Origin of the sequence: Flavobacterium luteolum, from assembly GCF_027111275.1 — a bacterium.
In the GTDB taxonomy this organism is placed as follows: Bacteria; Bacteroidota; Bacteroidia; order Flavobacteriales; family Flavobacteriaceae; genus Flavobacterium; species Flavobacterium luteolum.
The window spans coordinates 177,228-189,496 of sequence record NZ_CP114286.1; the positions used below are offsets into that span (position 1 = coordinate 177,228).

Sequence of the window (12,269 nt, forward strand, 5' to 3'; positions counted from 1 at the left end):
AACCGCAAAGTTCGCAAGGTTTTTACGCAAGGTTCGCAAAGAGATTTTTTAATCTTAGCGTGCTTTGCGTATTTTTTCTTTGCGAACTTTGCGGTTAAAAAAACTACTCATATTTTTAGTTTTCAAGTGAATTTAATATTTCGGCAATATGAATGGTTTTGATTCTGCTTTTTTGCCTTTTTAGTATTCCATCTAAGTGCATTAAGCAAGACATATCTCCACCTGTAATATAATCCACATTATGACTTTCGTGATCTTTAATACGATCTTGTCCCATTTTTACAGAAACTGCTTCTTCGGTAACGCAGAAAGTTCCACCAAAACCACAGCATTCGTCTTTTCTAGTTAAAGCAACTAAATCAAGACCTTCTATACTGTGTAATAATTGTTCAGGTTTAGAAAAAAATGGTGCGTTTAATTCAGACATCTGCGAAAGCTTTAATCCACGCTGACCATGACAGCTTACGTGCATTCCCACTTTATATGGAAATCTTCCGTCAATATGGTCAATTTTTAAAACATCTGTAATAAACTCTGTAAGTTCGTAAACTGTATTTCGAATTGCTGTTGCCTTCTCTTCTTGTTTTTCGTCATGCAAATGGTCTTTTACATGCAAAACACAGCTTCCAGAAGGACATACTATATAATCAAATCCAGAAAAATTGGCAATAAAATTGGCATCGCATCCTTTTGTTAAATGCGCATAACCGCTATTTGCCATTGGCTGTCCGCAGCAGGTTTGTCCCATCGGAAATTCGACGTCACAACCTAATTTTTGTAGTAATTCGTAGGTTGCGATTCCTACTTTAGGATAAAATTGGTCGACATAACAAGGTATAAAAAGTCCAATTTTCATGTTGTAGTATTTAGTGTGTTGTTCATTTAGGCGTGTACTGTAAAAATGTAAAAAATACGTTTCTCAGCAAATTTACAACATACAGACCGTTTTTACCTAATGTTTATAGAATTTCAAGTCAATTAAATCGTTCTGAATTGGTTTTGGATTCCAGTTATCGTGAATGGCCAATGCAGCTCCCAGAGCACTCGCTTGTGCCATTGACGCGGCATAAACCTCGATATCTGGAAAAGCTTCTGCCAATAAATTCATGTAAATCGAATTTTTACTGAAACCTCCATCCACAAAAATCTTTTTTACAGGGCTGTTATGAATTACCAGATTGGTTGAGAAAACCTGCTGTTCTACCAAATCTAACATTAATTGATGATAGGCTGTTTCGTAATCTTTATAATGCGAAAGGTCTCTTTTTTGAAAAGGGCATTCTTTCAGAATATCAAAATTGTATTTTTTCGGATAGAAAATCTGATAGTTAAGCGCGCGTAAATTGGCCACTATTTTTTTATCAAAATAAACTTCTTTGTACGTATCAACAGGAACCTTAAAATGTTGCGCCAAACGTTTGGTTTGCACTTCGTGTTCATTTCCTGCAAATAATCGTGCTGCTTTTACAGGTTTCTCTGTGTATTGCATATAACATAAACAGTCATTCTGCGATTCGTCAAACGTCAAAGGTTTGTTGTTGAATGGATTTAAAGAAATACTCCAAGTTCCTGTAGACAACAATACAAAAGGTTCTGTAAAATTGATTGTATACGGAATAATTGCCGATGAACTATCGTGAAGACCAACTCCAATCGCCAGACTATCACGTGTCATTATCACATCTTTACCAAAATGAATTGGCGGTATTTTATCTGAAATACCTTCTTCTTTCAACCATTTATGGTATTTCATTTTTTTGAAATTCCACAAATTGGTATGACAGCCAATACTTGTAATATCAGCGTAGGCTTCATTCGTTAAAAGAAAACTTAAAAACTGCGGCAGATGCAGACAGTATTTTACTTTTTCAAATATTTCGGGTTTCTGTTCTTTTATGCGATAAATCTGCATTCCCGAATTTAAACTGCCCAAAACTGGAGAAGCTGTCTTTACAGCAAATTTTTTCTCTCCTTTATATTTTTCATAGAAAGCAACTTTTAAATCCTCTGGATAATCTTTTAGATAATTATACAGAGGAGTTAAAACTTTTCCGTTTTCGTCTATATAAACAAAACTGGCTCCGTAAGTGCTGAAATTGATGGCTTTTAAAACATACTCTTTAAGCTCTTTTATTTCAGATAATCGTTCTAAAATCCAGTTTTTCAGTACTTCGATATCTTCACACGGAAATCCGTCTTCGTCTGTGGTTTCCTCCAGATTTACCGATTTCTCCCAGACAATTTTATAATTTTCGTTAAATAAAAAAACCTTTTTGTTTGTTTTACCAATATCAAAAATCGCAACTACATTCATTCTTTTTAATTGTAAATTGTTAATTATCAATTGTCAATTTATAATTAACAATTAATAATTTATAATTATAATCCCGTTGCCATTGTTTTTAAACCTCTTTCTTCAATCAGATTTTGTCTTACTTGAATCGAACGATATAATGCCACAGGGTTTAATGCTGCTCCAGAACGTAAACGAGCTTCAGCAACTAATGCGCGAACATCTGTACGGAATGCATTTTGAAGAATTTCCTGTGCTTTTACAACATCATTTTCTTCTTGCGCTTTTTCTAATGCCTTTCTATCAACAGAAAGTGCTTGCGCATAAGCAATCATAATCGCTTCAACAGACTGCAATAAATCTTCTAACGGATCTTTGATGTTGTGAGAAGCATCGATCATCCAACCTAAATCTTTGGCGTGATTCATTCCTCTTGCATCCATTCCTTCCACTAATTCATTAAAAATCAAGAATAATTGGTATGGTTTTAATGCACCAGCAGTTAAATCGTCATCACCATATTTTGAATCGTTAAAATGGAAACCTCCAAGTTTGTTTTCCATTAATAATAAAGATACAATCTGCTCAATATTAGCATTTGGAAGATGATGTCCTAAATCGACTAAAGTCTGCGCTTTGTCACCTAACTTCTTAACATACGAATAAGACTGCCCCCAATCTGCTACAGTCGTAGAATAAAAGTTAGGCTCAGCACATTTATATTCTAAAAACAATTTCCAGTTTGAAGGCAATGCATCGTAGATTTCTTCTAAACTTTCTAATGTATTTTGATAGGCTTTTCTAAAATTTAATTGCCCCGGAAAATTAGAACCATCTGCTAGCCAAACTGTTAAAGACTCAGATCCTAATTCGATTCCGTGTTTAATTACTTCTATGTTATGAGCAATTGCCTGTTTACGAACCGCTTTGTTAACGTTTTGTAATGAACCGTATTTGTAAGTATGTTCAGAGCTTGCCTGATCTTGGAATGTATTTGAATTCATCGCATCAAACTTCAAACCATGCTGATTTGCAAGTGTTTTGATTGCTTTATAATCTGTCGGGATATCCCACGGAATATGAAGTGAAATCGCTCCAGAAGCATTATTTAATTTGTGAAGCAAACCAACATCTTCAATTTTTTCTTCTAATGAACGAGGTTCTCCTCCACCAGCAAAACGTCCAAATCTTGTTCCTCCTGTTCCTAAAGCCCAAGATGGAATTGCAATTTGAAAGTCGATTAATTTTTGAATAATCGCTTCTGCATCATTTATTTCTGATGCTGTAAAAACTAATTTATTTTGGTGTTTTTTTAATAAATCTTCGTTATGAGATTCGATGTGGTTTGATCCGATTAACATAGTTATTGATATTTTAATAGAGTTTACAAGATATAACTTTATACGCTGTGAACTCCCGTTTTACTTCACTTTTTTGTTAAGTTTTCTTTGTTAAAGCGAATTGTTATATGCTAAAAAAATCTAACGTTCGAAAGAATTCGAACGCTAGACCACAAAAAACCACTTTTGCTTAAACAAACTTATATAAAAAACCTAAACAATCTTTATCTATAAAAGCCCATGGCTACGCCACCGTCTACGTTTAAGGCATTTCCTGTAGATTTACCAAGTAAACCTCCAACAAAAGCATAACAAGCGTTAGCAATATCATCTGGCAATATGATTTCATTTAATAACGTACGTTTTGCATAGTAAGCCGGAAGTTCTTCAACTGTAACTCCGTATGCTTTTGCACGACCTTCTGCCCATCCTCCAGACCAAATGTTTGAATCTGAAATTACAGCATCGGGATTTACTGTGTTTACACGAATTTTGTCAGCTCCAAGTTCTGCAGCCATTAAACGTGTTAAGTGCGCTTGAGCCGCTTTTGCCGAACCATAACCAGGGTTATTTGGACCAGCCACAACAGCATTTTTAGAAACGATATTTACAATATCTCCTCCAAAACCTTGTTTGCGCATTACTTCGATTCCAGCTTTAGAAACAATAAATTGTCCTTTAACCAAGATATCGTATAATCTGTCCCACTCTTCTAAAGTGTGTTCTGCGATAGATTTAGAAATACTGATTCCAGCATTATTTACCACAATATCAACACCTCCAAAAGCTAAACAAGCTTCGTCTAATGCTTTTTCTGTGCTTGCTTCATCAGTAACATTCAATAAAGTGCTTGAAACGGCATCTTTACCAAATGATTTGATGAACTCAGCAGTTGCACCTTCTAAACGCTCTTCGTTAATATCGTTGATTACCACACAAGCACCTTCTTGAGCAAATTTCTTAGCGATAGCTTTACCAATTCCGCCCGCAGAACCAGTGATTAAAGCTACTCTTCCAGATAATGCTTTTGGTTTTGGCATACGCTGTAATTTTGCTTCTTCCAATAACCAATATTCAATATCAAAAGCTTCTTGGTGTGGCAAAGAAGTATATTCTGAAACTGCTTCAGCTCCTTTCATTACGTTTACTGCATTGATATAATATTCAGATGCCAAACGTGCCATTGTTTTATCTTTAGCAAAAGTGAACATACCAACTCCTGGATATAAAATAACCACTGGATTTGGGTCACGCATTGCTGGTGAGTTTGATTTTTTGCATGCATTGTAATAGTCTTTGTACATTGCACGGTAAGCCTCGAAAGCAGGAGTTAATTTTGCTTTGATTGCATCAACATCAGATAAATCTTCGTTTGCATCCAATTCTAAAACCAAAGGACTGATTTTAGTTCTCAAAAAGTGATCTGGACAAGATGTTCCTAATGGAGCTAATTTCGCCAAATCATTAGAATTAATAAATTCCAAAACTCTTGCATCGTCTGTATAATGACCAATCATCTGACGTTCTGATGAACAGAAACCTCTTAAGATTGGAGCTACTTTTGCTGCTTTCAATTTACGATCTGCTTCTGGAAGACTGTCGATTTTTTTACCGCCAAAAACTGGACGTGTTTTTCCGTAATTATCTTCTAAGTACGAAGCACATTTCTCGATTACTTCCAGCGTATTGATATAACTATCAAACGCAGTATCTCCCCAAGTAAACAAACCATGAGAACCTAACATGATTCCGCGTAGTTTTTTACCGTTTTTTTCTGCTTCTTCTAAACAAGCTCTCAACTGAAGACCAAGATCAAATCCTGGGCGCTGCCAGCCTACCCAGCCAATTTCTCCGTTAAATAATTCTTCTGTGATTTTCTTTCCATCTTTTGCAGCAGCGATAGCAATTGCTGCATCTGGATGCAAGTGATCAATATGTTTGAATGGAAGAAAACCATGTAAAGGTGTATCTATAGAAGGCGCTTTTGAAGCTAAATCAAAAATACAGTGGTTGAATAATTCTACCATTTCATCTTCAAACTCAATTCCTCTGTAAACATTTTCAAGATTACGAAGTCTGTCCAAATACAAAGCCGCACAACCTGATTTTGTCAACGTTCCAATATCACCGCCAGAACCTTTAATCCACATTACTTCAGAAGATTCTCCAGTAAGAGGATCTTTGTCGGTAATTTTTACAGAAGTGTTTCCACCGCCGTAGTTGGTCAATCTTAAATCAGCCCCTAACAAGTTAGAACGATAAATAAAAAGCGCCACTTCATCACCTGCTAATGCTGCTGCCTTAGCCTCATCCCAAAGGTAGCTTACATGCTTAAAATTCATATTATTAATTGTGTTTGTATTCGACATATACTATTTTAAATTATTTCTTGTATTTATAATGAGTTACCAATTCCTACCAAAACGATTGCAAGCATGATAAGTCCAATTCCCCAGAAAAAAGTTTTCATTGTTTTTTTAGAAACTCCTTTCCATTCTTTCAAATAAAATCCCCAAAAGTTTGCTGTCAAAATGATGGTTGCCATATGAAGAATCCATGAACTGGCACCATTTCCTAATTTGCTTTCGCCCATTCCGTAAAAGAAAAACTGTAAAAACCACATGGTTCCAGCAAGAGCAGAAAACAATACATTTTTGGTTATTGGAGTAGATTTATCAGTATAATTTTTAATTGATTTATTCTTAAAATTCAAATAAAGACACCAGATAAAATTGGTTGTTAATCCTCCCCAAAGTAAAACAACATAAGTTACATTGTTCTGAAACAAAGGATTAGCTCCATTTACTACAGCTTGCTCTGCCATAGATTTTCCAGCCTCAATTCCGTAATTAAAAAATGAACTTAAAATTCCAGAAATCACGGCTACGATCAAACCTTTTACCAGATTAAAGTCTTTGTCTTTATCTTCATGACCAGTTGCAAAATCTTTCTCTTTTAGCATTCCTGCTTTTCCAGAAATAGCAATTCCGATTAGATATACAACCACACCCAATAAAACCAACTGACCCCCAGGATTAGAAATCATGTGAGAAAATGAAATTTTACCTTCTGTTGGAACAAAATCATAATAAATTGAAGGAACTAAAGCTCCAAACGCAGAACAGAATCCTAAAGTAATTGAATTTCCTAGCGACATTCCTAAGTAACGAACGCCTAAACCGTATGTTAAGCCACCAATTCCCCAGATCAATCCCATTAAAAAAGTAAAGGATTTTATAGATGGAGACGCTGCGGCAATAATTTCTGTAAAATTTGGAATCGTTAAGTACGCTGCAATTGGCGGAACAATCAGCCAAGAGAAAAATCCTCCCACTAGCCAATAGCTTTCCCAAGCCCAATCTTTCACTTTTTTAAAAGGCATATAAAAACTACCTGAAGAAAATCCTCCGATTGAGTGAAAAATGATTCCTAATAATGATTCCATATTATTGTTTTTGGTTTAGGTAAGGTTTGTTAGTAATTTGGTTTTGTAAAATAAGAGAATGTCAAAAAGAAAACTGTCCTGTACTATCCTTTACAGATTTCGTATTTTTTGTTAAAACTAAAGATTATTAGAAATAAGCACTTCCGATTATTGGGTAAATAAATTTAAAATGGCTATTTTAGCAATCGATTTCGCAATTATTAATTCCGCATTTGGGTTAAAATTTAAAAATCATAAAAAAAAGATTACAAGCCTTGCTAAATTCTCTTTTTTGATAAGCAAAATGATTTTGCGTGATAGATTTATCTTCAAATAAGAGATTTTTTTTAAAACCGTAGAATTAAAATGGGTTTCGCTGAAATACGAGACGTACTTCCAACAATGAACATGATTAAACTTATTAAAATAGATGAAGATTCAAGAGTTCCGAAATACAAACAGATTGTAGATTCTATTCTTCAGAACATAGCCAACGGAAATTTAAAAATAAATCAAAAAATTCCCTCTATTAATAGTTTCAGTGAAGAATTTTATATGTCTCGTGATACTGTTGAGAAGGCTTATAATATTTTAAAAGAAAGGAAAATCATTTCTTCCATTAGAGGAAAAGGCTACTATATTACCCGAACAAAATTGGAATCTAAAGTCAATATTTTGTTTTTGACCAATAAATTAAGTTCCTATAAAATGAAAACTTATAGCTCTTTTATTGATACTTTAGGAGCAAATGCACATGTTGACCTTCAAATTTACCACTGCGATGAGACTTTATTCTTGAATATCTTAGATAAGTTTGAAGGCGCTTACGATTATTATGTTATTACAACGCACTTTAAAACAGATGAATTAAAACATTTGAGCTTTACTGACGATGTTGTAAATGCCATTAAAAAAATCCCACAAGAAAAACTGGTGGTTTTAGATAATATCAAATTGGGAACAGGCGATGATGTAATTAAGATTTACCAGGATTTTGAAAATGATATTTATAATGCTTTAAAAGAAGGTCTTTCTAAAATATCAAAATACAAGCGTTTAATTTTAGTTTATCCAGATAAAGCGGTTTATCCTTATCCGAGAAGAATTTTGCATGGATTCAGAAAATTTTGTGTGGAACACGAAATCAATTTTGAAATCCTGAGTGAGGTTTATGATGATATGATTCTTAAAAAAGGAGATTTATTTATTACAATCGAAGAATCTGATTTGGTAAATTTAGTGAAACAGATTCGTGATGAAGAGTTTGTTTTAGGAAAAGATATCGGTGTCATTTCATACAACGATACACCTTTAAAAGATTTACTTGGCATTACCGTAATGTCAACCGATTTTAACGTAATGGGAGAAACCGCAGCGAGGATGATCTTGAATAAAGAAAAAGGCCAGGTAAAAGTGCCTTTTAATTTTATTGATCGAAATTCTATTTAAGGCACTAAGGTTCTAAGATGCTAAGATTCTAAGTTTTCCTTTCTTTATTTTAAAACTTTGTACTTTGTAAACCATAAAAAACCCCGCTTTATTAGCGGGGTTTAGTTGTATTATTTTTTTGATTCTTCGATAGAAACTTTTCTAAACTCTTTTAAAAGTTTTTCAATTTCCAAAGTCGATTTACGTGCTCTTGGTCCAGCAGCTTTAATTCCTTTTTCAGTCAAAGATTCAGCTTCAGCTTTGAATGTTTCAATTTCGGCGTTGATTTTTACTAATAAATCTTTCATGCTTATATATTGTTAAATTAAGTCACAAAAATAAAAGTTTGTGTGATAGTTACAACAATTTTGCTGTTAAATTTAATGCAGTTTTTCATTCATTTTCTTCACAATAAATTGACTTTAGTTTTTCATAAAACATCAATAAACACAACGAACTAACAATCAAGTATTTATTCTTAAAATATTTCTATTATTGTCATTCTAATACTTTCTATAAAGTATGCCACGCAAACAATTTTAATCTAAAAACAGGCCCAAAAACAAATCTATTTGTTAATTTTTTTGTGGAGAAACTCCCTTAAAAAGGAAAAAATTACTCCATCAGAGTCTTATTAAGGTAGACATTCTTTAAAATAAGCCCATCTATAATACTCTTATCTATCTTAGTTTTTGACGATTCTATAGTTAAGTTTTCAAATCTAAAATTGCTTAATCGCACATTTGGATCTCTTCTACTCTTTAAAATTTAGTGTATTTAATATCAATATTTCTAAAAACTAGCCAAAGCAGGATAAACATACACCTTTTGTTGCGAAAAAGTGAAGCTCAACCCACCTAAAAAAAACCAAAACAATAAGAAATTTTCTCATCTGTACGGCGGATCTATCGTTTCAAAACTATTTTAATTCAACTTTTACTTTTGCAGAAAGTTGTTTGGCTAAATTTGTTACATAGTTTGTAAAAAAAGCCGAATCATTAAAGCCTTTATCTGCACTCAATTCCCAAGCTGCAATAGCATAATAGCTGATTTCTTTATTGTTTTCAACTTTTAGTTTTGCCAAATAAGAATCTGTTAGCTGCCCTGTTTTTGGAGCTTCAATATAACCTTGGTAGATTTTTGCCGGAACTAAAATAGCTGTTCCTAAAATCCATTGACGCTCGTAAGTCAGATAATCATGCTGAATTAAACAAACCCAATCTCCCGCTTCAATAACCTGAAGCGGTTTTTTATTGTTTAAATTAGAAATTGCGGCCAAAAAAGTTTCATTTCCTTTAATGCCGTTTATAGAAACGGTATTTTTATAACCATATATTCCAGGCCAGATCGAAGTCGTTTCTTGCACCTGATACAAATTTGCAGAAGCATTCCAGTTTTGATAGTGATAGCTCAAAACAGAATTTACAGGACCTTCTGTTACAATTTTAAAAGTTGTCTTTTCTACATTATTGATGGTATCATTTCCTAAAATTCCGAGTCTGTTTATTTTATTATCAATCAGCAAGGCATAACCTCCTAATCCTACAGAATTTCCAACAGGAAAAATATCTCTTCCCCAATCGTACATTACATGATAATTATCTTCAACCGCACCTTTACTATTTATTCCAACATTTTCTGGAGTTATTCCTGGAAGTTTTTTTCCGAAAACATCTTTCGAATTTCTTCCGTCCAAATAATGTCTAAAACCGACTTTGTCATTTTCCCAAGTTGGTCCATCTGTTTGGTATTTTTGATAGCCCAATTTTTTATGAACCTGATCTGCCATTAATACTTCTTGTGTATCTGGATGAACTGGAAGATTTTTCCCTTCTCTTTTTCCAAAACGAACACTTGTCTTTATGATAAACTTCGGATCTATTTCTGACCATTTTAATAAAACATCTTTTTTCTCGCCAGGTAAAAAATCAGACGTAAAGAAAAGTTCATCCCATTTTCCATCGCCGTTAAGGTCATTGGTCTGCGCTGGAATGGTATCGTTTTTATGAATCAAAATTGGATAAGTTCCTTTTATAGCATTTTCTCCAATATCACCTCTTTTAATAGAAATTGATTTTTGAGTCAATGCCACCGAGCTCTCGTTTTTTAAAATAATTGTCTTTTCTGATATATTTTGAGAGACTTTACAGCTTGTCAACAAGACTGTAGTTAAAGCAAATGGAAGATAAAATAATACTCTTTTTTTCATTCTTTCTTATTCTTTATTTTTTCAGAACAATTTAAGAGTTTTAATTGTTACAATAACACTTAAAATAAAAAACTTTGTTTTAAGAATTTTCAGAAATAAAAAAGCAGGATAATGAATAGCATTTATCCTGCTTTAAAAGCATCATTTTTAGCCAAAATGTGCTTATGAAAAAATTAAAAAATCACATTAAAAAATACATGGCTTTGTAGTAATCGTGAAACTTTTTCTGAGAAATCTTTTGGTGCAAAAAAGTTTTTTTAACCTCTTTAACCCCCAATTTGCTGTCAAAAAATGTTTTTAGCTCACTTAAAATTTCGGGTCTCGTTTTAGATTCATCAAACAAAATAAAGTTATTTGCTCCTTCTAAAAATGATAAACTTTTATAAAAATTTAAATTAAATAAGTAAACCAAAATATTAGATCCTTTTTTCTCTTTTGCTAAAAAATTGAGCAATTCGCTATGATTGTGTATTACAAAAACAATACGGTCAAATTCTTTGGTTGTTGCTTCGTCAAAAAAAGGGCGTTCTATAAAATCGAACTCTTCTTTAAATCTTCTTTTGAACATTTTTAAAAAAACACCTTTGCTATCTAGCACTAAAACTTTTTCATTCTCCATCATTCAATTTTTAAAACATACAAACATAAATCAGCAGATAATAAACAAATACCCTAATAAGTCAAAAAAAGGATATAATAAGGTATTTTTTAAACTTTTATGATATGAGTAACATTATTCTCGACAAAAGCCAACAACTCCTCCATTTTTCTGCAGTCATAATCTTTTCTAGAAATAGTAATGATATAATTGTTCTGCCCTATTATATAAAGGAATAAAAAATTCTTAGTCAAGATAGCTTTCTCTATTGTTGTCCATTTATGGGTTAACTGCCCTAAGGGAAACCTAATACATACTTTAGAATCTGTAAATATAAATTTATATCTATTGTTCAATTTTCGAAATTTGACGAATCTTTTTGCTAATTGAAAGGCCGCTTTTGAAATGGCATCAATAAATGAATTTTCAATTACGACAAAAAATACAATTATCGCTAAACTTCTTATCAGCCAAAGAAAAAAATCTGCCTCAAGATTAATGTGAGAGAAATCAAAAAAAATTATAAATAATAAAATCAATATTGAAATAAAAACAATACGGTCTTTAAACAAATGTTCAAAATACATTTTGTTCAGTTTTCTTATCTCAGAAAGGTGCAATTGAAACTCTAAAGAAAAATTTGAAGAATTCATAATATTCATTTGGGATTTTATCTAATCACCAAAATTAGACTTATGCTCCCTATCTCTAGTAACGCTTTAGGTTTTATAACTATCAAAATAGGACTTAAATTTTTCTTTTAGATTTTTTAATTAAGAAAAAAGAAAAAATAAGGCTTTTTTACTATAAAAATTTTAATGTTAAAAAAATTTTCATGAAAATAAAACTTTATTACCGGATGAATATTTTACTTCTGTGTAATTTCATAAATAGTGTATGAATAGTTTGAGGTTGCCCATGTAGATGTTGTCGGGCCAATTTTATCACTTACTATATTCAATCTTAAGCTGCTATAC

The 12,269-nt window shown here is 32.5% G+C and carries 10 protein-coding genes; 1 reads left to right on the plus strand and 9 read right to left on the minus strand.

Going from position 1 to position 12,269, the window contains the following annotated elements; genetic code table 11:
* Positions 1 to 115 precede the first annotated feature (115 nt).
* The 5 genes from OZP10_RS00585 to rhaT form a co-directional block, all read right to left on the minus strand.
* Entirely contained in the window at positions 116 to 856 is a 741-nt protein-coding gene (locus tag OZP10_RS00585; protein ID WP_281633030.1) for a (Fe-S)-binding protein, read from the minus strand.
* A gap of 96 nt (positions 857 to 952) precedes the next feature.
* Positions 953 to 2,314 (minus strand): FGGY-family carbohydrate kinase, encoded by a 1,362-nt coding sequence (locus OZP10_RS00590; protein ID WP_281633031.1) that lies wholly within the window; start codon positions 2,312 to 2,314, stop codon positions 953 to 955.
* Positions 2,315 to 2,379: 65 nt separating this feature from the next.
* Positions 2,380 to 3,654: a sugar isomerase gene (locus OZP10_RS00595; RefSeq protein WP_281633032.1), complete on the minus strand. Its 1,275-nt coding sequence runs from the start codon at positions 3,652 to 3,654 to the stop codon at positions 2,380 to 2,382.
* 203 nt (positions 3,655 to 3,857) lie between these two features.
* Positions 3,858 to 6,002, minus strand: a complete 2,145-nt coding sequence (locus OZP10_RS00600; protein WP_281633033.1) for a bifunctional aldolase/short-chain dehydrogenase — start codon at positions 6,000 to 6,002, stop codon at positions 3,858 to 3,860.
* A 26-nt stretch (positions 6,003 to 6,028) separates the two neighbouring features.
* Positions 6,029 to 7,078: an L-rhamnose/proton symporter RhaT gene (gene rhaT, locus OZP10_RS00605; protein ID WP_281633034.1), complete on the minus strand. Its 1,050-nt coding sequence runs from the start codon at positions 7,076 to 7,078 to the stop codon at positions 6,029 to 6,031.
* A gap of 387 nt (positions 7,079 to 7,465) precedes the next feature.
* Here rhaT and OZP10_RS00610 point away from each other — a divergent pair, with 387 nt between their 5' ends.
* Complete coding sequence (locus OZP10_RS00610; RefSeq protein ID WP_281634782.1) at positions 7,466 to 8,506, plus strand: GntR family transcriptional regulator; 1,041 nt, start codon at positions 7,466 to 7,468, stop codon at positions 8,504 to 8,506.
* Between the two features lie 110 nt (positions 8,507 to 8,616).
* On the opposite strand, the gene OZP10_RS00615 is transcribed toward OZP10_RS00610, so the two are convergent.
* From OZP10_RS00615 to OZP10_RS00630, 4 genes are all read right to left on the minus strand, one after another.
* A complete protein-coding gene (locus tag OZP10_RS00615; RefSeq protein ID WP_008467640.1) occupies positions 8,617 to 8,793 on the minus strand; it encodes a histone H1 in 177 nt (58 codons plus the stop codon).
* A gap of 611 nt (positions 8,794 to 9,404) precedes the next feature.
* On the minus strand, positions 9,405 to 10,694 hold the full coding sequence (locus OZP10_RS00620) for a DUF4861 family protein (protein ID WP_281633035.1): 1,290 nt from the start codon (positions 10,692 to 10,694) through the stop codon (positions 9,405 to 9,407).
* Positions 10,695 to 10,875: 181 nt separating this feature from the next.
* A complete protein-coding gene (locus tag OZP10_RS00625; protein WP_281633036.1) occupies positions 10,876 to 11,262 on the minus strand; it encodes a hypothetical protein in 387 nt (128 codons plus the stop codon).
* A gap of 140 nt (positions 11,263 to 11,402) precedes the next feature.
* Positions 11,403 to 11,954 (minus strand): hypothetical protein, encoded by a 552-nt coding sequence (locus tag OZP10_RS00630; RefSeq protein WP_281633037.1) that lies wholly within the window; start codon positions 11,952 to 11,954, stop codon positions 11,403 to 11,405.
* Positions 11,955 to 12,269: the final 315 nt, after the last annotated feature.

Bases quoted from the DNA above. Each gene is read 5' to 3' on its own strand.
- OZP10_RS00615 (WP_008467640.1), bottom strand. From the start codon at position 8,793: ATGAAAGATTTATTAGTAAAAATCAACGCCGAAATTGAAACATTCAAA.
- OZP10_RS00600 (WP_281633033.1), bottom strand. From the start codon at position 6,002: ATGTCGAATACAAACACAATTAATAATATGAATTTTAAGCATGTAAGC.
- OZP10_RS00620 (WP_281633035.1), bottom strand. From the start codon at position 10,694: ATGAAAAAAAGAGTATTATTTTATCTTCCATTTGCTTTAACTACAGTC.
- OZP10_RS00595 (WP_281633032.1), bottom strand. From the start codon at position 3,654: ATGTTAATCGGATCAAACCACATCGAATCTCATAACGAAGATTTATTA.
- OZP10_RS00590 (WP_281633031.1), bottom strand. From the start codon at position 2,314: ATGAATGTAGTTGCGATTTTTGATATTGGTAAAACAAACAAAAAGGTT.
- rhaT (WP_281633034.1), bottom strand. From the start codon at position 7,078: ATGGAATCATTATTAGGAATCATTTTTCACTCAATCGGAGGATTTTCT.
- OZP10_RS00610 (WP_281634782.1), top strand. From the start codon at position 7,466: ATGATTAAACTTATTAAAATAGATGAAGATTCAAGAGTTCCGAAATAC.
- OZP10_RS00625 (WP_281633036.1), bottom strand. From the start codon at position 11,262: ATGTTCAAAAGAAGATTTAAAGAAGAGTTCGATTTTATAGAACGCCCT.
- OZP10_RS00630 (WP_281633037.1), bottom strand. From the start codon at position 11,954: ATGAATATTATGAATTCTTCAAATTTTTCTTTAGAGTTTCAATTGCAC.
- OZP10_RS00585 (WP_281633030.1), bottom strand. From the start codon at position 856: ATGAAAATTGGACTTTTTATACCTTGTTATGTCGACCAATTTTATCCT.